General features: G+C 24.1%; 24 protein-coding genes and 2 pseudogenes. 12 read left to right on the top strand and 14 right to left on the bottom strand.

From position 1 onward, the window contains the following. Window positions 1-57: 57 nt before the first annotated feature. Window positions 58-519 carry a hypothetical protein gene (locus tag AACK78_RS03655; RefSeq protein ID WP_338954378.1) on the bottom strand — a complete coding sequence of 154 codons (462 nt, stop codon included), beginning with the start codon at window positions 517-519 and terminating at the stop codon, window positions 58-60. 330 nt (window positions 520-849) lie between these two features. Between AACK78_RS03655 and AACK78_RS03650 the strand changes: the two genes are divergently transcribed. Together AACK78_RS03650 and AACK78_RS07510 are read left to right on the top strand one after the other, a co-directional pair. After that, window positions 850-2,103: a hypothetical protein gene (locus AACK78_RS03650; protein WP_338954376.1), complete on the top strand. Its 1,254-nt coding sequence runs from the start codon at window positions 850-852 to the stop codon at window positions 2,101-2,103. A 120-nt stretch (window positions 2,104-2,223) separates the two neighbouring features. Beyond that, window positions 2,224-2,463, top strand: a complete 240-nt coding sequence (locus tag AACK78_RS07510) for a lipoprotein (protein ID WP_422396885.1) — start codon at window positions 2,224-2,226, stop codon at window positions 2,461-2,463. 1,083 nt (window positions 2,464-3,546) lie between these two features. Here AACK78_RS07510 and AACK78_RS03640 read toward each other — a convergent pair. The 5 genes from AACK78_RS03640 to AACK78_RS03620 are packed head-to-tail and all read right to left on the bottom strand — an operon-like array spanning window position 3,547 to window position 8,173. Then, complete coding sequence (locus AACK78_RS03640) at window positions 3,547-4,830, bottom strand: hypothetical protein (protein ID WP_338954372.1); 1,284 nt, start codon at window positions 4,828-4,830, stop codon at window positions 3,547-3,549. A gap of 3 nt (window positions 4,831-4,833) precedes the next feature. Further along, entirely contained in the window at window positions 4,834-6,225 is a 1,392-nt protein-coding gene (locus tag AACK78_RS03635; protein ID WP_338954370.1) for a hypothetical protein, read from the bottom strand. Continuing rightward, window positions 6,218-6,496 (bottom strand): hypothetical protein, encoded by a 279-nt coding sequence (locus AACK78_RS03630; protein ID WP_338954368.1) that lies wholly within the window; start codon window positions 6,494-6,496, stop codon window positions 6,218-6,220. Before AACK78_RS03630 ends, AACK78_RS03635 begins: the two co-directional genes overlap by 8 nt. Further along, complete coding sequence (locus AACK78_RS03625) at window positions 6,496-7,956, bottom strand: PBSX family phage terminase large subunit (protein WP_338954366.1); 1,461 nt, start codon at window positions 7,954-7,956, stop codon at window positions 6,496-6,498. The genes AACK78_RS03630 and AACK78_RS03625 overlap by 1 nt, the downstream gene beginning before the upstream one ends. After that, window positions 7,949-8,173 (bottom strand): hypothetical protein, encoded by a 225-nt coding sequence (locus AACK78_RS03620; RefSeq protein ID WP_338954365.1) that lies wholly within the window; start codon window positions 8,171-8,173, stop codon window positions 7,949-7,951. Before AACK78_RS03620 ends, AACK78_RS03625 begins: the two co-directional genes overlap by 8 nt. Window positions 8,174-8,641: 468 nt before the next feature. Between AACK78_RS03620 and AACK78_RS03615 the strand changes: the two are divergent. After that, window positions 8,642-9,601: pseudogene (locus tag AACK78_RS03615) on the top strand (IS30 family transposase). 145 nt (window positions 9,602-9,746) lie between these two features. On the opposite strand, the gene AACK78_RS03610 reads toward AACK78_RS03615, so the two are convergent. From AACK78_RS03610 to AACK78_RS03595, 4 genes and pseudogenes are all read right to left on the bottom strand, one after another. Next, a complete protein-coding gene (locus AACK78_RS03610) occupies window positions 9,747-9,920 on the bottom strand; it encodes a hypothetical protein (RefSeq protein WP_338954364.1) in 174 nt (57 codons plus the stop codon). Between the two features lie 260 nt (window positions 9,921-10,180). Then, window positions 10,181-10,444 (bottom strand): transposase family protein, encoded by a 264-nt coding sequence (locus tag AACK78_RS03605; protein ID WP_338954362.1) that lies wholly within the window; start codon window positions 10,442-10,444, stop codon window positions 10,181-10,183. A gap of 44 nt (window positions 10,445-10,488) precedes the next feature. After that, on the bottom strand, window positions 10,489-10,698 hold the full coding sequence (locus AACK78_RS03600; protein ID WP_338954361.1) for a hypothetical protein: 210 nt from the start codon (window positions 10,696-10,698) through the stop codon (window positions 10,489-10,491). A gap of 733 nt (window positions 10,699-11,431) precedes the next feature. Next, a pseudogene (locus tag AACK78_RS03595) lies at window positions 11,432-12,250 on the bottom strand (IS30 family transposase); the annotation flags it as partial. A gap of 517 nt (window positions 12,251-12,767) precedes the next feature. Here AACK78_RS03595 and AACK78_RS03590 point away from each other — a divergent pair. The 7 genes from AACK78_RS03590 to AACK78_RS03560 all read left to right on the top strand — a co-directional run bounded on the left by AACK78_RS03590 (window position 12,768) and on the right by AACK78_RS03560 (window position 19,318). Further along, a complete protein-coding gene (locus tag AACK78_RS03590) occupies window positions 12,768-12,944 on the top strand; it encodes a hypothetical protein (RefSeq protein ID WP_338954359.1) in 177 nt (58 codons plus the stop codon). A 153-nt stretch (window positions 12,945-13,097) separates the two neighbouring features. Beyond that, window positions 13,098-13,778 carry a phage terminase large subunit gene (locus tag AACK78_RS03585; RefSeq protein ID WP_338954357.1) on the top strand — a complete coding sequence of 227 codons (681 nt, stop codon included), beginning with the start codon at window positions 13,098-13,100 and terminating at the stop codon, window positions 13,776-13,778. Window positions 13,779-13,806: 28 nt separating this feature from the next. Next, window positions 13,807-14,400 carry a PBSX family phage terminase large subunit gene (locus AACK78_RS03580; protein WP_338954355.1) on the top strand — a complete coding sequence of 198 codons (594 nt, stop codon included), beginning with the start codon at window positions 13,807-13,809 and terminating at the stop codon, window positions 14,398-14,400. Beyond that, the gene (locus AACK78_RS03575) at window positions 14,400-14,678 is read left to right on the top strand and encodes a hypothetical protein (protein WP_338954353.1); all 279 of its coding nucleotides are present in this window, start codon (window positions 14,400-14,402) and stop codon (window positions 14,676-14,678) included. Before AACK78_RS03580 ends, AACK78_RS03575 begins: the two co-directional genes overlap by 1 nt. Next, a complete protein-coding gene (locus AACK78_RS03570) occupies window positions 14,671-15,246 on the top strand; it encodes a hypothetical protein (RefSeq protein ID WP_338954351.1) in 576 nt (191 codons plus the stop codon). The genes AACK78_RS03575 and AACK78_RS03570 overlap by 8 nt, the downstream gene beginning before the upstream one ends. Before the next feature lie 46 nt (window positions 15,247-15,292). After that, entirely contained in the window at window positions 15,293-16,060 is a 768-nt protein-coding gene (locus AACK78_RS03565; RefSeq protein ID WP_338954349.1) for a hypothetical protein, read from the top strand. Between the two features lie 3 nt (window positions 16,061-16,063). After that, on the top strand, window positions 16,064-19,318 hold the full coding sequence (locus tag AACK78_RS03560) for a hypothetical protein (protein ID WP_338954347.1): 3,255 nt from the start codon (window positions 16,064-16,066) through the stop codon (window positions 19,316-19,318). A gap of 16 nt (window positions 19,319-19,334) precedes the next feature. Here AACK78_RS03560 and AACK78_RS03555 read toward each other — a convergent pair whose 3' ends face one another. From AACK78_RS03555 to AACK78_RS03545, 3 genes are read right to left on the bottom strand one after another with little or no spacing between them, the layout of a single operon-like run. After that, window positions 19,335-19,781 (bottom strand): lipoprotein, encoded by a 447-nt coding sequence (locus AACK78_RS03555; protein ID WP_338954345.1) that lies wholly within the window; start codon window positions 19,779-19,781, stop codon window positions 19,335-19,337. A 49-nt stretch (window positions 19,782-19,830) separates the two neighbouring features. Further along, the gene (locus tag AACK78_RS03550) at window positions 19,831-20,487 is read right to left on the bottom strand and encodes a hypothetical protein (RefSeq protein WP_338954343.1); all 657 of its coding nucleotides are present in this window, start codon (window positions 20,485-20,487) and stop codon (window positions 19,831-19,833) included. Between the two features lie 27 nt (window positions 20,488-20,514). After that, window positions 20,515-21,054 (bottom strand): hypothetical protein, encoded by a 540-nt coding sequence (locus AACK78_RS03545; RefSeq protein ID WP_338954341.1) that lies wholly within the window; start codon window positions 21,052-21,054, stop codon window positions 20,515-20,517. A 341-nt stretch (window positions 21,055-21,395) separates the two neighbouring features. Between AACK78_RS03545 and AACK78_RS03540 the strand changes: the two genes are divergently transcribed. Together AACK78_RS03540 and AACK78_RS03535 are read left to right on the top strand one after the other, a co-directional pair. Continuing rightward, window positions 21,396-21,836 carry a hypothetical protein gene (locus tag AACK78_RS03540; protein WP_338954339.1) on the top strand — a complete coding sequence of 147 codons (441 nt, stop codon included), beginning with the start codon at window positions 21,396-21,398 and terminating at the stop codon, window positions 21,834-21,836. Between the two features lie 27 nt (window positions 21,837-21,863). Beyond that, a complete protein-coding gene (locus AACK78_RS03535; RefSeq protein WP_338954338.1) occupies window positions 21,864-22,067 on the top strand; it encodes a hypothetical protein in 204 nt (67 codons plus the stop codon). A 194-nt stretch (window positions 22,068-22,261) separates the two neighbouring features. Here the strand turns inward: AACK78_RS03535 and AACK78_RS03530 are convergent, their stop codons facing one another. Next, entirely contained in the window at window positions 22,262-23,206 is a 945-nt protein-coding gene (locus AACK78_RS03530; RefSeq protein ID WP_338954336.1) for an IS30 family transposase, read from the bottom strand. Between the last annotated feature and the right edge of the window lie 98 nt (window positions 23,207-23,304).

The following is a 23,304-nucleotide window of genomic DNA, read 5'->3' as shown; positions in this document are numbered from 1 at the left end:
TAATGTAAAAGAGGTACTTGTGGCAAATTAATTGTTGCCATAATATTCACTCCCTTATTATCTAAGGTTTTTAAGTGTATAATCAGTTAATTTTTTAATTTCTTCCGGAGTATATGCTCCTTTTTCTTTAATAGTTTCAATTTCATCATTCTTATTTTCAACCGAATTTTCAATCATATCTTTAATTAAATTAGCTGGTGAAACTGATGGTTGTTCTTGTATAAACAAATCAGGTTTTAATTCTTTTAAAGTTTGCATTTTTTCAGCCAAAGAAGTACCACTAACTTTATCTAAATTAGTTTTAATATCTTCAATTTTAGTAGATGGAACATCTTTAAAGGCTTTTAATTCATCTAATTCATTAGATAATTTAATAAAGTCTTCTTTTGATATAACATCTTCGCGTTTTTGCACACTTTCTCTAATTTGTTTTGCTTCATTATTAAACTGATTTAAGATATTTTCTGCAATTTCTTCACTTAAACCTTGTTCGATTAATTGTTCTTTTGTAAGTGCCATTTTATAAACTCCTCTTTTTTTATCCTTGTCCGATTAACAAGTCAGCGTAACTCTTTTTTACGGAAAAAGATTAAACCTATAAGTTTAATTATATACTAATAGTTCACAAATACAATATATTTTGTATAATAAATCTAAACTTAATATATTTAATTGCTAATTTACCCCTTAAAACATGTAATAGTAGCTTTTTAACAAGATAAAAGTTTTTAAAATAATCACTAATTTTGCTTGTATATATATATATATATATATATATAAAATAAAGCTGAATCTTGATAAAAAGTTTCAATAAAAAGTTTCAAGATTAAGAAAAGGAGAAAAACAAGTATGAAAAAATTACTTAGTTTATTAAGTGTATTAACTATTAGTGGACCTGCTGTACCAACAACAATTGCTGCTAGTCCTTATCAAAAAGAAGAAAAAATTAATCTAGAAAATAGTAAAATTAATTCTTTACAAAAAAATAATTTAGGAAATTTAAAAAGAAGCAAAAAAAGTATTGACGATGATTTTTATATTGAAAAAATAGAAAAATTATTGGGTTATAATATTTATTTTGTATGTTTTAATGAAAAAAATTATGATGAACTTTATTTAGGAACTGTAAATGCCGGGGCATTTGTTTATAATTTAAAAGAAAATAATATAACAAAAATTGATGGAATACCAAATACAAATGTTTGGTCAATTACTTTTAATAAAATTAATAATGATATGTATTTTGCTACAGATAAAGGATTTTATTTATTAAAATCAAATGAACAAAATGCAACAAAAATTGATGGAACAGAAGGAAGTGTTCGTTGAATTGTTACAGATATCAACAACGTTTGTTATTTTTCTATTTATTCAAGAGGGTTATTTAAATGGGAAAATAATGTATTAACAAGATATAATAATGTTAATATTGATATTGTTGCCCTAGCAATTGATAGAGATGATAATTTGTATTTAGGTTTTTTAAGTGCTAATAAAGTGTTTATTATTAAAAAGGGTGAAACAATTGCTCTGTCGCTTGATATTCCTGCGCAAGGTGTATGATTTATATGATTTAATAATAAAGATAATTCTGTTTATATCGGTGGAACCAATAATATTTATATATTAAAAGATTTAAAAATTATTAAACATATTAGTTGTAATGGAAGTGTTATTTCAATTTCAGTTAATTCAAATAATAAAATTTATTTTTCAGTTTGAGGAGAAAATAACGATAATAAAGCAGGTGGTTTTATATTTAATCAAGAAAAAAATAATATAACAAAAATAACTAAAATACCTGTGTCAAGATCAATAACTGTAGATGATAATGATAATGTGTATTTTGGAACAAGTCTTGTAAGTTCAGGAGTTTATATATATAAAGATTTAAGATCTATAATAAATAAAAATAAAATTCAAATTAATAAACTTAAGACAGCACTAGAGATTTGTAGAAAGGAATTTAAAAAAATTCCTGTTAAATATGTTTCATTAGACCAAGATCAATTTTTAAAAAGTATAAATAAAACAATAGAAAATACTGAAAAAAAACAAAATTCATATGAAACACAAATTAATATTGATATTAGAAATAATTAATTTAATAGTAATAAGTAAATTAAAACAATTATTAAACATAAATAAATGAAAATAAGCAAATTTTATTTTCATTTTTAATTAAATTATCAAACACAACTATATAAAAAAGAAAGGATAAATATGAAAAAAATATTAAGTATTTTAGCAGCAATCACTTTAATTGGAACAAGCACAACAAGTTTAGTTTCTTGTGATAAAGTTACTAACGGAGAAAATAAAAAAGATAGCAAAAAAGAACCTAATTTTAAACCAGAACTACCACCAGAGAATGGTAATTGAAAATTAATTGATAAAAATAATTCAATTAATTTTCAATTACTTTGATTTGATGGTTTTGGTGGCAAAACATATTGTGGATAATTAAAGGTTGGTATTTCATAATCATGTGGTAATAAGAAACTAGTTTTATAATTAGTTGTCATATCGCGTAAATAATTATTTAAGGTACTTTTTGTTTTACCTCTGAAACTCCATACTGATAATCGTAAATAATCTTCTTCATTATTTGTATATGGGTTATCAGCATAAAAGATAATTTCAAAATTTCCTTTATATAATGCTTGTATTGAAAACATATCAATAATATAACTACAATTTGTTCCATCAGGTGTTTGTAAGAATTCACAATCATTATCTTCTTCACTACCACTAACTGGTGTTTGAGCATCTACTGCTCTTGTACATTCATTAATTAAATAAACTCGATTAGTTTTTTGATTTAATTGTTTTAAATTATATGTTGAATATACTAATTCACTTGTTGGTGAACCATCTTTAGTTAAAATAGTACCTTGTATTTTATCTGTTAATAAAGTAGTAAACCCGAAACTAGTGGCATTTGCTCCAAAAATAGCACCAACTTTATCATTGCCTTGTTCTCTAAATATTTCAAATGGTAAATAACCATTACCTTTTGCATTACCACTTCAAAAAGCATGGTTATAAAAACTATAAACATTAGCACTCATAAAGCCATTAAGTCATTGAAAATTAGGTCAAGTTTTTTCATCTTGATTAATAACTCAGCCTCATGGAATACCAAACGAAATAAAGTTTAGGAATTTACCAACACCACCTGGAATAGTAAAAGGATTAAACACTAATTTTTGTGTATAGTTTAAAGGTAATACAGTAACTTGGCGATTAATAAAATTATTCATATTTAAAATATCTCAAACATTACATAAACCCATTTTATTATACTCAATTTGAACACTACCAACAGTATTGCCAAATTCATCTTTTCTTCTAAAATAAGATGATGCTTGAGTACTAATAATATTATTAACATCTTTATTATTTACTTTTACTTTATCTGGTGGAATAATCCTTCAATTTTTAGACCAATAAAATTTAGAATTATTATCTTCTTCATTAATAGTTGTGCCAACCGTAGGATTAGTTGCTGTTGACTTTTCTTGGTCAGTTATAACAATACCCTCACTATTTTTTTTGTTTTCAAAAGTCATATCTACTTTCCATATCTTTTTTTCAATCTTTATAACCAGTTATCATTGTTGGTTGAATCCCTTGAATGTTATATCAACTTACTTCTGGTGATGCATAAGTATTTATTTTATCAGGGGGAGCAGGAAACATTTTATACATTAACAAATCTCTTGAATTCATTACTTTTTTATTAAATTGACCTTTAATAATTGGTCGACCAATAACGGGCATATCAAAAAAGATCGGATTACCATAAAATTTAACTGCCATTGCTCTAACACCAGGATCTTTTAATAAAACCTCATCTAATTCAAGAATTCCTTTATTTGTTTTCTCATAATAAGTTATTTTAGGAAAACAATAACCCTCGCCTGGTGCTGATGTTTGAATAAATTGTCTAACAGATAAACCACTATTACTAATTTTGTCATTAATACTTGAAAAGGTAATTTCTTGTCATAAAAAACTACCATCATATGGTGAATAATAATTAATAACATTTGATGGATATAATCATTGTCTATCTTGGGGAGCAATATTTATATTACCTCCACCAATATTTAATCCATGGTCATTAAAAACCGTATAAAAATTATAATAATCATTAATATTTAATTTATTTGCATCTTCATCTAAAATTAATAAAGTATATTGTCTTTCAGTTGATTGCTGAGTAAATACTTGTTCAAATTTAGCTTCTCCAAATTGAATTGAAATTCTATCATCAATCATATAAGCATCTCAATATTTACCAACTTTAACTTCTTTTGTATAAAAGTTATCTGCTTCATTATCATTATTAGTAAAATAACTTAATTTATATTGCTTTAAGTATTCTAACATTCTATTAATATCATAAATATTTTCCCCATCAATTAATTTTCAATAAACATTATTATTTTCATCTTTTAATTTTATCGCGAAAGGTGTTTCATTATTTGCTCATATAGTTGAATTAATTGATTGGTTATTAAAATCATCAATCGTTAATATCTTAGTTTCTTCACCTTTATGTTTTTGAACTATTTTTAAACTGTCTTGTCATTGGGCAATAGTGCTTTCCATATTATCAAATATTCTTGAATAACTACCATAATCACTAGGCTTTGCGTTATTGGGTTTTCAACCTGTTTCAGTATCAGGAATATATGAACTATAAATATTAAACGGAAATACCATTCAATGGCGATTATCTCGTATATTTTCTCTAATATCTATTAAAGTATCGTGGGCTTGTCTTCTTAGTTCTTCGATAACTCCGGGGTTAATTCTACTCATTTTTTAATTCTCCTTTATTTCTGTTCTACCTTGCAAGGCATTTTGATTATTACCAGTTTCATCATATTCCATTAATTTATTATTATGTTCGATTTCTTTTGTTTGTAATTTATCTTGTCATTCTTCTATTTTTTCATAATATTTTGTTGCTTCTAATTCATCAATATTGTCATATTCAGTTATGGCTCTTACTGGTTCCATTGTGCCATTATCTAATCTAGCAGTAATTAATTCATTTTGTCGCATTTGGTCAACTAAACTAGCACTAATAAAATAAAATCCATAAGGGCGCTCACCACTACCGTCCCATAAACCATAATATTTTAAAACAGTATCAAACATTTTAGTATAATATTGTTTACGATATGCTTGTAAATATGCTTGTTTTTCTAAGTCTTTTGTTTTAGTTAATAATGATTGGGTTTTATTCTGGTCATTATCTGATTTATCACCAAATGGACTAGAAAAATGGCAGGCTAAATATACTTGCTCAATAATTGCTTTTTGGTCGTCAGTATATGTTTCTAAGGTTGGTGTCCCTTGTACTACTTGTAAAGATTGTGATAATTGACCATCTACAGCTGATTGACCTGATTGAATAAAAATATCATCAAAAGCATCTTGTAATACTTTTTTATTACCTTTGTTATAGGCAGTCATTAAATCATCGTCTAATATTCCATATCAGTGCGTACGATTTGCTCATCTTTCTTTTGATTTAATATTAAAACTATCTTCTAAATCAAATTGTAATTTATAACAATTTGCCATTGTGGGTCATGGATTTAAAGTAGTTGATGTTGATAAGAATAATGGATTGGGCTCATTAATCATTTCTCAAAAAGGTACAATACCTAATTTGTTTTTAAATTCTTGTATTAATACAGGTCTAACATTATCTTCAATTTGTGTTTTGCTTTGTCCAACAACTATTTCGTTATTTTTTGGCCAACCGTTAATAACTATTTTATCTTTGGTACAAATTAAATTTAAAATAAATTTACTGTCTGATTGGTGATAATTTAATCAAATATCAGCACCTTGTTCAATTTCGTTTATTTTACTTACACGAGATGTAAAGTTAAAATGGTTAATTCATAAATCAATATTTCCATCACTAGTTTCTAATAAACCAAAAATAGTTTTACCCATTAAACTTGCTGTTAATTCATTTTTATCTAATTTTTCTTTTATTTTATAAGTTTCATATCATCAGTTTAATTTTTCTAAAATGTCTTTACGATGCGATTTAAATAAAATATCTTTACCATTTATTAATCGCATTTGATGGCGAGAAATAATATTTGCTAAATTAATTGTTCAATCATAGTTATAAAATTTTAAAACACTATTAATATCATTTAAGTTTGGTAAACTGGGGAAAGTATTATTCATGATTATTTTTCTCCTTTAATTTTAAGATAAGTGCATAATTAATAATATTTACTGTTAATAAATTTGGCTCATTTGCTAAAACTTGTACACATACTTTAATTTTTTGATATTTTTTAATATATTCGTTATATAAACTTAATTTACATATTGCGATATTATCTTTTTTTAATTCTTGACAAAGTCTTTTTTTAACTTGTCCACAAACAGACATATAAGGTCTTTTTGCATTTAATACACGCTCATCATGTATTACATAAATATCTTTTTTCATTAAGTCATTCACTCCCTTTGTTGTCATAATTTATAATCTGCTGAACTATTATGTTTAACCATTGGTATTAATTCAAAGTGTAAAGCATAAAAATCACTATCAAATGTATCATCATATAAATCTAACATTCTTTCTTCTCTGGCATATGACTTATCTTCTCATTGAATTAATTCATATTGTGTTTTACTTACAGGACATTTTTCTCATAATCATTTTAATTGGTTTGTATTTATTAACATTGTAAATGCCTCAATACGATGTCGTATTTTAAATTTTTGTTTTTGTGCTGGTTTAAATGTCATATATTGACCAAAAGAATAATTATATTTTTCTCGATTTAAACTTTGTAATGTTGAATAAGCACTATCATCAATATTTATTGATATACCTTGTTGTATTAAATTAAAATATTGATTTAATTGATTATTATAAAACTCTAAAATATCTTTTACCTGTTCTAATTCAGTTTTAAATTGCTGTGTAGCATTTGAATGAGTATATTCTGTGACTTTATATGCTTTTTTATCAAATGAATTATATAGTCAAAAACTAGCGGCAGTAGTGTGTCCTTTTAGACTAGTAGCATTAGCAATATCAACACCACCTAATAATTTCGTTGGTTGAATAATATCTGTTGCTTGCATAATATCAATATATCTTGCAAAAATTGAACCACTAGTATTACCGGGCAATCCTCAACTCCATACTCTTGCTCTTTCAATATCTAATTGTTCTAATCTTAATTGTTCATTAACTTTATCTTGTGGTAATTTATAATTAAGTCTTCAACTAGAATAATGAATAATAATTTTCATATTTCATTTTTCAATATATTTAATTTGTTCATATTTATTACGCATTATTTCTTCATTAAAAGCTAATAATTCATTACAATAGCCAACAATATATCTTTTTAAACTTTCAGGATTACACGTATTAATTGTTATTTTATTTTTATAACCACGAATAGCAAATTCTAAATCACTTAAATCTTTTTGTTGAAATTGGTCACATTCTTCTCTTCAATCAATTACTAATTTATACTTATTCAAATCAGCAAAGGCTTTTAATTTTTCTTTCCGACTTGGTGAATGTAAACCTTTACAATATATTTTGCTACCATTTGATAAAGTAAAAGTAAAATTTGATAAATTAATACTATAAGGTATATTATTTTCATCTAACATATTTCATATATTTTGAAAGACACTATCTTTTAAATCTTTACTCCAATACATACTAGCAATTATACAAATTGGTTCTCTAATTAATAAACTAATTTTTAATAATTCACCAAACATTTTAATATTTGATATAGTCTTACCACTATATCGTGTCCCAATTTGATTAATTTCATTTACTAATTCAAACTTTTTAGCAAAGGGATATTTATTACCAATACTACTATTTTGTAATAACCAATAAGACGTTTCTAATAAATAAGTAAAATGATTAAGCATTATTATCACTTTCTTTTTTAATATCTCTAATATCCGTTTGTAAATTAACAATTATTGGTTGTTGATTATTTAAGTTTAATTCTTTTTCAAGTTCTTTTTCTTGTAAGGAATATTTATAATTAAATGCTCGTTGTCAATATGTTTTTACCCCATCAGGCGTTTTAACCATTTGTTTAATAAGTTCACTTTCAATTTTATCAACTTGTCGTTCAATCAAAGGAACTATCTTGTTGCTCGCATAAGTATCATATCTTCACTTGCGAGAAAGGTTTAATTCATTGAATAAATCATTTAAAGTATATGGTTTATTAGGTGATTTATTTTCTCAAAATTGCTATATTTTACGATAAAAAGTTGCCAAACTTGCTGTTTTTGGATTAAATTCTTTCATTTTTTACTCCTTTTTGCATATTAAAATTGCTATTATTTAATGAATATGATTAAATAAAAGAGTAAATAGAAATGTATAAAAGAACCGAGTTGGTTCTTTTTTATTATTTATATTTTATATCAAAATAAAAAAAAGTAAACTTAATTACTTTATTATTTATAAACAGCTTTAAGAGACAGAATTTACTTACTGTTTATTGTTTAAATTATATACCTATAAAAATATTTGTCAATATAATAATTTCATTTTTTTAATTTAATGTTATAAATAAATTAAAAGATTGGAGACAGAAAAATGCAATACTATACACATGTAAAATTTGATGAGCGATATTTGTTTAAAGATTTATTTTTATCTGATACTTATAAAAAGAAAAATGGCACACTTAATTTATCTGAAATATCAAGACAAGCGGGTCGTGCAGTTAATACTGTTAAAAGAGAAATTAATAGATTTAAAAATATAGAAGATTATAATCCATATGAAGCGCAAAAAGATTATAAACAAAAGCGTAAAAAATCTATTAAAAAACTACCTACATTTACAGAAGAACAACAAGAATTTTTAAATTTACGATTTAATATTTTTTGTGATTCACCAGCAGAAATTATTCAGCGATTTTTAATAAAGTTTAGTGTCAAATTTCCTTCCTGCCTTAAAACATTTTATAAATGAATTTATTTAGGTCTTTTGGGTTTGTTAAAGAAAAATTTATTAAATGGTGGCAGAAGAAATAGAACAAAGAAAAGACCTGATAATCGTGGTAAATTAAATGAAAGATTTAGGTCAATATGAGATATTGAAAATAAAGAGACTGATGTTGGTTGATTTGAAATGGATACGGTAGTTGGTAAAGACCATCAATCTAGTTGTTTAGTATTAGTTGAACAAAATAGTAAAAATTATTTTGCAATGAAATTAGAAGAAAATACTGCTAATGAAGTTTTAGAAAAACTTGAAGAATTAGTTAGAATTAATGGTTTAGTTGGAAAAATTAAAGGAATTATAACTGATAGAGGAAAATAATTTAGTAAGTTTGAAGAAATGGAAAAGATTACTGGTTCTAATGTTTATTATTGTGACCCAGGTTCACCAAAACAAAAATCCTTAATTGAAAGAATGAACCGTGAATTTAGGAAACGATACCTTAAGGGAACGGATTTTAATAATGTTACTCAACAAGAAATAGATTGAGTAATTAATGTTATAAATGAAAAATTAAGGCTTTGTTTAAATTGAAGAACATCTAAATAAGTATTTTTAAATAATTTTAGATAATTTTATTTTAAAAATTTAATAAATTATTTTTCAGTGTGCTTAAATATGCTTAAAATAGACTAAATTTACAAATATTTTAATTTTTTTAAAAAAATAGTTGCATTTATTTTAAATGATGTTATTATCATACTAACAAGAGACAGAATTTGCTGCTTGAATTTACATAATACATATCATTAAAATTACGATTTACTAAATCAGGATATTTAATTATATTTTTATTTCTATTTTGTTTTATTAATATTTTTCTACGCATACGCTTTACATATTCAGCTTGAATATTATTTTCTTTCATAATTCGCAATACTTTCTTAGCATTATAAACAATGCCATAATCTTCTTTTAAATATTTGGTAATTCGACGATAACCAAATTGTTTTAAATTTTCTTCATAGACTTTTACAATATTTTTTAATGATTCGCTATCCGTACCATTACTTGAATAATTTTTATATTTATCTCAATAACTACGCTTTAAATCTGTTATATCAAGTAATAAATTTAGTGGATATTTATTAATGTTTTCTTTGATAAAAGATACAATTTTTCTTTTATTTAATTGTAAAAGTCATGAAGCTTTTTTAGTAATTCATACCTAACTTTGTAATAGTTTAAATCTCTTTTTTCAAATGATTCTTTTGGACCTTTATTGGTGTTTAAAATTCCTTTCTTAAAATTTTCATACCATGAAGCAACAGTTTTTTTATTAATTTGATATTTTTTTGCAATAAAACTTATACTATTATTTTTAACCTCTTGTACTATCATTTTTTGAAAATATGCTGTATATTTATTAAATTTTTGTCCTTTTCTTGCCATATAAAAATGCACCTCCTTTAAAGTTTAGCAAAGACTTTTTTTCTTTACTTACTTTTTTGGGTGCAGTCTATATATTTATTTATACTTTTTGATATTTCGCTGGAATTTATTTGTTCTTTTTTCCTTGTTGGTAAATCATATAAATAAGGTGGATCAGTTAATATTAAATCAACGCTATCATTTTCTAATGTTTTGACAAAAGATAAAGCATCATCATTTATTAACTTACCTAAATTAGTCTTAAATTCTTTCATTAAATTATCATCCTATTTTTGTATTTTATTAAAATAAAATTATTAAATATTTTTTTAGCATTATTTTTTATATATATTTTTAAGATGTGTTTATCAAAAATATTTAATTTAATATATCTATATTGTTTGTTTATGATAGAGATTGAAATAAATATATTATTAATACTTTTTTACTTACTTTTACTCTAATTTATTTATTAACAAATATATTAATTTTGTTATTAACTAATTATTTATGAGAGAGTAAGAGAAATATTAATATTTTCTTTTTTTATCTCTTTATCTCTCTGTCTTTTAAATAAATATATTAAATATATAGTAAAAATAAATTTTGGCACATTTAAAATATGCAAAATAGTAAAAATTGGCACACTGAAAAATACTATTAAGTTTTCAAAGATCGTATATTAAATATTAATTTTTTAATAAATAATTAAGTGTGCCAATAGAAATTAATATAAATGGAACAGAGAAAAAACAACACCTTAAATTAGGAGAAAAAACAGGTACATTTTTTATAAAGATTTCTAAGATATTTAATAAATGTTCAAACAACTTAAAGAGAACATCAAAAAGTTGCTATAAAGTTTTTTGTTTTATAAATAAGATGTTGTCTTTTCTCTATTTCAATTAAATTAATCTATAATTATGGTTTTATAAATAAATAAACCATTTTAGTAAATGGTTTATTATTCTTATTCAATTTCTTAGTTTTTTTCAAAACCCTTCTTTTTTCCATGCGACCGTTTTGTTGTGGTTTACCAGGATCACAAAAATAAACTTGTGTTTCAGCAAATATTTCCATTTCTCTCCACGTACTAAATTCTTTTCCTCTATCAGTTATTATTCCTTTAATTTTACCAATTAAATTATTGTTTATAACAATATCTTTAAATTTTTCTACAACTTCATTAGCAGTATTATTTTTTAATTTGATTACAACGTAATTTTTACTTGATTGCTCTACTAAAACTAAATTACTAGATTGATGATCTTTACCAACTACAGTATCCATTTCAAATAAACCAACATTATATTTTTTATTTTCAATATCTCATATTGATTTAAAATTATTTAATTTACCACGATTATCAGGTTTTCCTTTCGTTTTATATTTCTTACCATGATGTCGTAAATTTTGTTTATTTAAACCTAATAATTTTAAATTAATTCATTTATAAAAAGTTTTAACACAAGCAGGAAATTTAGCACCAAATTTTATAAAATAACGATGAATAATTTGTGTTGGTGAATCATGAAGAATATTAAATCGTAAATTTAATCATTCTTTCTGTTCTTCTGTAAATTCAGGTAGTTTTTTAATACATTTTTTCCGCTTTTGTTTATAATCTTTTTGTGCTTTATAAGGGGTATAATCTTCTATATTTTTAAATCGCTTAATCTCTCTTTTAATAGTATTAATATCTCTTCCAGTTTGTCTTGCTATTTCAGATAAATTAATTATGCCGTTTTTCTTTTTACAACTATCAGATAATAATAAATCCTTAAACAAATCTTGCTCATCAAATTTTACATGTGTATATTTTTTCATATCTTTGTATCTCCAATCTTTTTATTTAAATTTATTTATACACTATTTTTTAAAAAGATATTGACAAAAAGTTTAAGAATTATATAATTAAATTGTAACAAGTAACAAATTTGTATCTCTATTACTTGTATTACAAAATAAAGAAGTAAAGTAATTTACTTTTTTTATTTTGATGTAAAATGTAAGTAACAAAAAAAGAACCATCGTGGTTCTTTTATACATTTCTATATTTTACTCTTTTATTTAATCATATTCATTAAATAATAGCAATTTTAATATGCAAAAAGGAGTAAAAATGAAAGAATTTAATCCAAAAAAAGCAAGTTTGGCAACTTTTTATCGTAAAATAGAGCAATTTTGAGAAAATAAATCACCTAATAAACCATATACTTTGAATGATTTAACCAATTAATTCAACCGTTCTAATAAATGAAGATATGAAAATTACAAGAGCGAAAAGATAATTCCTTTACTTGAAAAACAAGTTGATAAAATAGAAAGTGAACTTATTAAACAAATGGTTAAAACGCCAGAAGGTACTAGGTTATATTGACAGTGTGCATTTAATCATAAGTATTCACTGCAAGAAAAAGAACTTGAAAAAGAATTAAATTTAAATAATCAACAACCAATAATTGTTAATTTACAAACGAATATCAGAGATATTAAAAAAGAAAGTGATAATAATTCTTAATCATTTTACTTATTTGCTAGAAACACCTTATTGGTTACTACAAAATAGTAATATTGGTAATAAATATCCCTTTGCTAAAAAGTTTGAATTAGTAAATGAAATTAATCAAATTGGGACACGATATATAGTGGTAAGACTATATCAAATATTAAAATGTTTGGTGAATTATTAAAAATTAGTTTATTAATTAAAGAGCCGATTTGTATAATTGCTAGTATGTATTGGAGTAAAGATTTAAAAGATAGTGTCTTTCAAAATATATGAAATATGTTAGATGAAAATAATATACCTTATAGTATTAATTTATCAAATTTTACTTTTACTTTATCAAATGGTAGCAAAATATATTGTAAAGGTTTACACTCACCAAGTCGAAAAGAAAAATTAAAAGCATTTGCTGATTTGAATAAGTATAAATTAGTAATTGATTGAAGAGAAGAATGTGACCAATTTCAACAAAAAGATTTAAGTGATTTAGAGTTTGCTATTCGTGGTTATCAAAATAAAATAACAATTAATACATGTAATCCCGAAAGTTTAAAAAGATATATTGTTGGTTATTGTAATGAATTAATGCTTTTTAATGAAGAAATAATGCGTATTAAATATGAGCAAATTAAATATATTGAAAAATGAAATATGAAAATTATTATTCATTATTCTAGTTGAAGACTTAATTATAAATTACCACAAGATAAAGTTAATGAACAATTAAGATTAGAACAATTAGATATTGAAAGAGCAAGAGTGTGGAGTTGAGGTTTACCAGGCAATACTAGTGGGTCAATCTTTGCTAGATATATTGATATTATGCAAGCAACAGATATTATTTAACCAACGAAATTATTAGGTGGTGTTGATATTGCTAACGCAACCAGTCCTAAGGGACATACTACTGCCGCTAGTTTTTGACTATATAATTCCATTTGATAAAAAAGCTTATAAAGCTTCTGAGTATACGCATTCAAATGCTACACAGCAATTTAAAACAGAATTAGAACAAGTAAAAGATATTTTAGAGTTTTATAACAATCAATTAAATCAATATTTTAATTTAATACAGCAGGGTATTAGTATAAATGTTGATGATAGTGCTTATTCAACACTACAAAGTTTAAATCGAGAGAAATATAATTATACTTTTGGGCAATATATGACATTTAAACCAGCACAAAAACAAAAATTTAAAATAAGACATCGGATTGAAGCATTTACAATGTTAATAAATACTAATCAATTAAAATGATTATGAGAAAAATGTCCTGTAAGTAAAGTTCAATATGAATTAATTCAATGAGAAGATAAACCAGATGCCAGAGAAGAACGAATGTTAGACTTATATGACGATACATTTGATAGTGATTTTTATGCCTTACATTTTGAATTAATACTGATGGTTAAACATAATAGTTCAGCAGATTATAAATTATGACAACAAAGGGAGTGAATAACTTAATGAAAAAAGATATTTATGTAATACATGATGAACGTGTAATAAACGCAAAAAGACCATATATGTCTGTTTGTGGACAAGTTAAAAAAAGACTTTGTCAAGAATTAAAAAAAGATAATATCGCAATATGTAAATTAAATTTATATAACGAATATATTAAAAAATATCAAAAAGTTAAAGTATCTGTTCAGGTTTTAGCAAATGAACCAAAGTTATTAACAGTAAATATAATTAATTATGCACTTATCTTAAAATTAAAGGAGCAAAATAACCGTGAATAATACTTTCCCTAGTTTACCAAACTTAAATGATATTAATAGTGTTTTAAAATTTTATAATTACGATTGAACAATTAATTTAGTAAATATTATTGCTCGCCATCAAATACGATTAATAAATGGTAAAGATATCTTATTTAAGTCTCATCGTAAAGACATTTTAGAAAAATTAAATTGATGATATGAAACTTATAAAATAAAAGAAAAATTAGACAAAAATGAATTAACAGCAAGTTTAATGGGTAAAAATATTTTTGGTTTATTAGAAACTAGTGATGGTAATATTGATTTATGAATTAACCCTTTTAACTTTACATATCGTGTAAGTAAAATAAATGAAATTGAACAAGGTGCTGATATTTGATTAAATTATCACCAATCAGACAGTGGTTTTATTTTAAATTTAATTTGTACTAAAGATAAAATAATTATTAAATGTTGGCCTAAAAATAACGAGGTAGTTGTTGGGCAAAGTAAAACACAAATTAAAGATGATGTTAGACCTGTTTTAGTACAAGAATTTAAAAAAATTAGGTATAGTACCTTTCTGAGAAATGATAAATGAACCTAATCCATTATTCTTATCAACATCAACCACATTAAACCCATGACCTACGATGGCAAATTGTTATAAATTACAATTTGATTTAGAAGATAGTTTTAATATTAAATCAAAAGAAAGATGAGCAAATCGTACGCACTGATATGGAATATTAGATGATGATTTAATGACTGCCTATAACAAAGGTAATAAAAAAGTATTACAAGATGCTTTTGATGATATTTTTATTCAATCAGGTCAATCAGCTGTAGATGGTCAATTATCACAAGCTTTACAAGTAGTACAAGGCACACCAACCTTAGAAACATATACTGAAGACCAAAAATCTATTATTGAACAAGTATATTTAGCATGTCATTTTTCTAGCCCATTTGGTGATAAATCAGATAATGACCAAAATAAAACACAATCATTATTAACTAAGACAAAAGACTTAGAAAAACAAGCCTATTTACAAGCATATCGTAAGCAATATTATACTAAGATGTTTGATACTGTTTTAAAATATTATGATTTATGAGATGGAAATGATGAACGCCCTTATGGATTTGATTTTATTAGTGCTAGTTTAGTTGACCAAATGCGACAAAATGAATTAATTACTGCCAGATTAGAGAATGGTACAATGGAGCCAATAAGAGCAATAACGGAATATGATAATGTTGATGAATTAGAAGCAACTAAATATTTTGAAAAAGTAGAACAATGACAAGATAAAATGCAAGCCAAAGAAATCGAACATAATAATAAATTACTAGAATATGATGAAACTGGTAATAATCAAAATGCCTTGCAAGGTAGAACAGAAATTAAGGAGAATTAAAAAATGAGTAGAATTAACCCCGGGGTTATAGAAGAATTAAGAAGACAAGCCCATGATACTTTAATAGATATCAGAGAAAACATAAAAGATAACAGGCATTGAACGGTATTTCCTTTTAATGTTTATAGTTCATATATTCCGGATACTGAAACAGGTTGAAAACCTAATAATGCAAAGCCAAGTGATTATGGTAGTTATTCAAGAATATTTGATAACATGGAAAGTGCGATTGCTCAATGACAAGATAGTTTAAAAATAGTCCAAAAACACAAAGGTGAAGAAATTAATATCTTAATGATTAGTGATTTTAAAAATCAACCAGTTAACTCAACGATATGAGCAAATAATGAGACACCGCTCGCTATAAAATTAAAAGATGAAAATAGCAATGTTTATTGAAAATTAATTGATGGTGAAAACATTTATGATATTAATAGAATGTTAGAATACTTAAAGCAATATAAATTAAGTTATTTTATTAATAATGATAATAAAGCCGATAACTTTTATACAAAAGAAGTTAAAGTTGGTAAATATTGAGATGCCTATATGATTGATGATAGAAGTTCAATTCAATTTGGTGAAGCCAAATTTGAGCAAGTATTTACACAGCAATCAACCGAAAGACAATATACTTTATTAATTTTAGATGAGGACGTCAATAAATTAAATATTAATGATTATTATAATTTTTATACTGTTTTTAATGACCATGGTTTAAATATTGGTGATGGTAATATAAATATTGCACCGCAAGATAGACAATGATTATATCCATCAAGTGTTATTAATTATTATTCACCATATGATGGTAGTTTTTTATGACAAGAAATTACATTTTCAAGTATTAATGACAAAATTAGTAATAGCGGTTTATCAGTACGACAATTTATTCAAACAAGTGCCCCTGGCGAAGGTTATTGTTTTCCTAAAATAATTTATAATGAAAAGACAAATACATCAACCATTGAATTAGATAATGTTTTACTAAAAGACCCCGGTGTTAGAGCGATGGCTGTTAAATTTTATGGTAATCCGATCTTTTTTGATATGCCTGTTATTGGGTGACCAATTATTAAAGGTCAGTTTAATAAAAAAGTAATGAATTCCCGAGATTTATTAATGTATAATATGTTTCCTTGTCCACCCGATAAAGTCAATACTTATGCATCACCAGAAGTAAGTTGATATAACATTCAAGGGATTCAACCAACAATGATAACTGGTTATGAAAGTTGAAAAAAAGATATGGAAAGTAGGTATGGCTTTTGAAAACAGAAAAATAGTGAAGGTATCGTTATAACGGACCCTTTTACTACATCAGAATCTAATTCTACTGTTGGTAGATATGTTCATAAAGAAGATAAAGATTCTAAGTTTTACTGGTCTAAATATTGAAAAATAACACCACCAAACAAAATAAAAACAAACAGTGGTACAGTTGATAATATAATTAGTACCCAAGCATCATCATATTTTAGAAGAAAAGATGAATTTGGTAATACTGTTGGTAGTGTTCAAATTGAATATAATAAAATGGGTGCATGTAATGTTTGAGATATTTTAAATATGAATAATTTTATTAATCATCAAATTACAATATTACCTTTAAACTATACACAAAAATTAGTTTTTAATCCTTTTACGATACCTGGTGGGGTTGGTAAATTTTTAAACTTTATTTCTTTTGGTATTCCCTGGGGTTGAGTAATTAATCAAAATGAAAAATCATGACCTAATTTTCAATGATTAAATGGTTTTATGAGTGCTAATATTTATAGTTTTTATAATGATGCTTTTTGATCTGAAAACTCAAAAGGTAAAGGTTATTTACCATTTGAAATTTTTAGAGAACAAGGGAATGATAAAGTCGGTGCTATATTTGGGGCAAATTCCACTAGTTTAGGTTTTACAACTTTATTAACTGATAAATTAAAAGATACTGTTTTAAATAAGAACGGTAAACCAACAAGTGAATTAGTTTATTCAACTTATAATTTAAAACAATTAAATGAAAAAACTAACCGAGTTTATTTAATTAATGAGCAAACAAAGGCAATTTACGCTCAAACACCAGTTAGTGATAGTGAAAAAGATAATAATTGTGAATTTTTACAAATACCAGATGGCGTAAATTGTAGTTATATAATTGATATGTTTTCAATACAAGCATTATATAAAGGTAATTTTGAAATTATCTTTTATGCAGATAACCCGTATACAAATAATGAAGAAGATTATTTAAGATTATCAGTATGAAGTTTCAGGGGTAAAACAAAAAGTACATTAAATAATTATTTACGCGATATGACAACTAATTATAAAACCAGTTTCTTATTACCACACGACTATGAAATACCAACAGTTAATTACCCTGAATATGTATTACCACCAGTACCATATAATTATAAAGTTTATACAAAAGATATTTTAAGTGGAAATCAAGAAGTTGAGATGTTATTTTCAGCACTTTATCATAGTACCTGTGTTCAAATATCCAAACCTTATGATAAAGCCACTCATAATTATTTTGATGAAAATAATACATACTATTCAAATTGTGAATTTGAGATTGATTTAAAACAAATTGACCCAACAATTAAAAGTATTGATAAATTTATTAGTTCTTATAAAATAATAGAAATAAGTAATTTAGGTAGTAATTTAACAGTTATGTATAAAGGAATGGAAATTAAAGATGTTTTATCTCCGCTTACTTCTGGACCTAAAATTGGTAGAGTAGGATGTACTGATTGATTTGGAACATTAAAAGATTATACGATAGAAATAAAGGGTTCTCTACAAAATGATAATATTAATTTTAAAAATACAATAACTTTATATACAGATAATATAAAAGTAAACGATATTCAAACATTTGCTACTGGGCATACAAATGGTTTACCAACGGATAAAGATTATAGAGATAAAATTAGAACCGCATATGAATGAGAGAACGTATTTTTTTATCTTTTTCTACAAATAATAAAAATATCAAATAATGATAATGATAAGATTAAAGAAACTTATTTGCAAGCATATTATACTAATGATGTAAAATTAAAAATTAGGTTTTCAAAAACTGTTATTCCTAAATTTATGGGAGTCGAGGGTTACGGAGATATTTATTATATGGGGACATCAGCATTTCCTAAATCAGAAAGTGGAAACATAATATTTAATACAAATAACGTAGAAATACACAATATTAGAAACACATCTAATTATGCTATTAAAATTACAATTAATCCAAGATAAAAAAATATAGAAATCATTAAGTTCCTATATGTTCTTTTCAATCAATAATTTCACCAGTATTTTTGTTTATTGTTGGTTTTTCAGGTTCATTATCGCCATTTCAACGATAAATTACTTGATTTACATAAAGACCTCCACCAACTGCTATGAAATTATCTTCTGTTACACCAGCAAAAGATATTTTTTCTTTATCAATAGCAAATATATTTTCATTCTTATATTTAGAAAAATAAACAATAACATATCATTTATTAATTTTTTTATTAAATTCATTTTTATATTCATTTTTATTAACTAAGGATCATCTACTATTTTCTAGTGGTTTTGTTAATGTTGGTGTTGGTTGTTCTTTCTCATCATAATAATATTTATATTTATTATTATCATTTTGACAACTAACTAAACTGGTTGTACTTGTTCCAATTAAAGTGATTGTTCCTAAAAAACTTAATATTTTTTTCATATTAACCTCTTTTTTATATAATTTTATTTATTCGATTATTACTATCAAGTTAATTATTTCTAATATCGATATTAATTTGTGATATATAATAATTTTGTGTTTTATCAATATTTTCTATTGTTTTATTTATACTTTTTAAAAATTGATCTTGATCTAATGAAACATACTTCATAGGAATTTTTTTAAATTCTTCTTTATAAGTTTTAAATTCTGTTTTAAGTTGATTAATTTCATTTACTTTTTTGTTTATTTCCTTGTTAATTATATCTTTTAAGCTTTTAAAAATGTAAACTCCTTTTTTGGCAGCATTTGTTCCAAAATAAACATTATTATATTTATCTGAAGTTACTGATCGTGACCCAATTAATTCTTCTATTTTTATCATTTTATTTTGTTTTTTATTAAATAAAAAATTACCATTATTAAGTGTTACAATATATATTTTACTATTATCTAAATTAACTGAAAGTGATAAAACTTGGCCTTCTAAATTAATATTATTAATAATATTAAAATCTTTTAAAATATAAATATTATTAGTTCCACCAATATAAATAGAGTTATCTTTATTATTAAATCATATAAATCCTATATATTGTGCAGGAATATCAAGGGCCATAGGACTAATTTTTCCCTTTTTAAAAACATATATTTTTTCGTTAGCTCAAGAACCAAAGTACAAATTATCATCTTTATCAATTGCCAACGCAACAATATTACCACTAATATTATTTTATTTTTTTAACTTATTATTTTCTCATTTAAATAATCCTTTTTGTCACATTGCAAAATGACATATATTATTACTATCAATAGTTATTCACCTAACATCTCCTTCGGTTCCATTTATTTTTGTTGCAACTTTTTCATTTGATTTTAATAAATAAACACCTTGTTGTGTGGCAAAATATGTGTCATTATTTTTATTAAAATTAATTGATCAAACTGTTACATCTGGTACTCCATCAATTTTAATTAATTTATTTTCATTTAAATTAAAAACAAACGCGCCACCGGAAGCAGTTCCTAAATAAATTTCATTTTCTGTTTTTAAAGTTACAAATAAAACACTGTGATTATTTGTTTCTTGTATTTGTTTAACAAAATAATAATAATCATCAAAACTTTCATTTTCTCTTTTGTTTCTAATTATTTTTTCTAAATTATTAGCTTTATTATTTTCTAATTTTTCATAACTACTAACGGCAACTGTTATTGGTACAGCAGTTCCACTAATAGTTAATACACTTAATAAACCAAGTAATTTTTTCATCCTTGTTTTTCTCCTTTTTTATCTTGAAACTTTTTATCAAGATTTACCCCTATTGTATATATATATATATATATATATATATATACAAGCAAAATTATCACTTATTTTAATAAATTTATCTTTTAAAACACTCTTATTGCAAGTTTTAAGAGCTAAATTAGCATTCAAAAATATTAAGTTTTATTTTTTTTATATTATTTATATTATTTGTGTATATAAAAAATATTGTAATTATAAATTATTAGTATATAATGAAATTATAGGTTTAATCTTTTTCCGTAAAAAAGAGTTTATGCTGACTTGTTAATCTTACAAGAATAAAAAAAGAGGAGTTTATAAAAATGGCACTTACAAAAGAACAATTAATAGAACAAGGTTTAAGTGAAGAAATTGCAGAAAATATCTTAAATCAGTTTAATAATGAAGCAAAGAAAATTAGAGAAAGTGTGCAGAAACGCGAAGATGTTATATCAAAAGAAGACTTTATTAAATTATCTAATGAATTAGATGAATTAAAAGCCTTTAAAGATGTTCCGTCTATTAAAATTGATGGAGTACCAGATGTAACAGTTTGATCAATTAATTTTAATAAAAATAATGACACATATTTTGCCACACAACAAGGTGTTTATTTATTAAAATCAAATGAAAAAGTTGCAACAAAAATAAATGGAACCGAAGGAGATGTTAGGTGAATAACTATTGATAGTAATAATATATGTCATTTTGCAATGTGACAAAAAGGATTATTTAAATGAGAAAATAATAAGTTAACAAAATAAAATAATATTAGTGGTAATATTGTTGCGTTGGCAATTGATAAAGATGATAATTTGTATTTTGGTTCTTGAGCTAACGAAAAAATATATGTTTTTAAAAAGGGAGAAATTAGTCCTATGGCCCTTGATATTCCTGCACAATATGTAGGATTTATATGATTTAATAATAAAGATAACTCTATTTATATTGGTGGAACTAATAATATTTATATTTTAAAAGATTTTAATATGTAAATTGTACTATGAAGTGTAGCAGTTTATTTGTTATCATTATAACATCAATAAAATAAATGTTCAATATAATTTATTTTAAAAAAATTTAGTAGTTTTGTCTTAAATTTATTAATTTTGACACACCGAAAAATAAAATGATTAAAATTTTATAAGTAATTATATTAAAAATTAAACATTTGTATAAAAACTTCTTTTTAAGATAGTCAATGTAAAGATTTTTTAAGTTTAGAGTTTATTATATTGGCAACTTCTTGATAATAATTTCTTGAATAAATACTTAAATCAATTCCTTTGGAAAATCAATGTCTAAAATCGCGGATTGCTCTTTCAACTTTGGATTTTTGTGTTGGAGTTCCAGCATCACAAAAATATACTTTAGCATTTGTTATTTTTTCAATTTTTTCTCAATCAGCAAATTCTTTGCCTTGATCTGTTATTATTCCTTTGCATCTATCTTTGAAAAATCTGTTAGAAAAAATTCGTTCTACTGCGTTTGTAACTTCTTTTGTTGTTTTTTCTTTTAATGGTTCAATGATTTTAAATTGGGTTAATTCTTCGATTAAAACTAAACAAACACTATTGTTTTTACCAACCATAGTATCCATTTGAAATCAACCAAATTCATATTTATCATGTTTTGCTTCTTCAATAGTTCTAAAATTTCTTATTTTTCCACGGTTATCAATTCTATTTTTTGTTTTATATTTTATACCATGAAAATACAAATTATCTTTCTTGAAATTTAAAAATCCCAAATGAATATATTTATATAAAGTTTTAAAACATACCGGAAATTTAATACCAAACTCTTTTTCATATTTTTTACAGATTTGTTCTGGTGAATCATGAAATTTGTTATATTTTTCATCTAGTCATTCTAAAATATTTAGCAATAATGATGATTTTTTAAAACATTTTTGTCGTTTTTGTAAATAATCTTCGTATGCTAATTTAGCGTCATATTCATTATCTTTTAACCTTTTTATTTCTCGTCTAATTGTATTGCGATTTTTATGCAATATTTTTGCTATTTTAGATATATTGGGTTTACCATTTTTTCTTTTTAAAGAATCAAGTTCTAATAAATCTTTTAACATTACTCTTTCTTTAAAAGTAAAATGATGCTTTGTTTTATCCATTTTAAAAAATCCTTTCTTTTATATATAAAGCTAATTATATATTTTTTTGAGGTTTTGGGCGAGCGGTTGATTTTCTTAAATTTTTGTGATAAAATGAC

The organism is Spiroplasma endosymbiont of Polydrusus cervinus (assembly GCF_964019755.1).
Taxonomy (GTDB): domain Bacteria; phylum Bacillota_I; class Bacilli_A; order Mycoplasmatales; family Mycoplasmataceae; genus Spiroplasma.
Note: the sequence above shows the minus strand (reverse complement) of the source record. Positions and strands in the feature narration are given on the sequence as shown.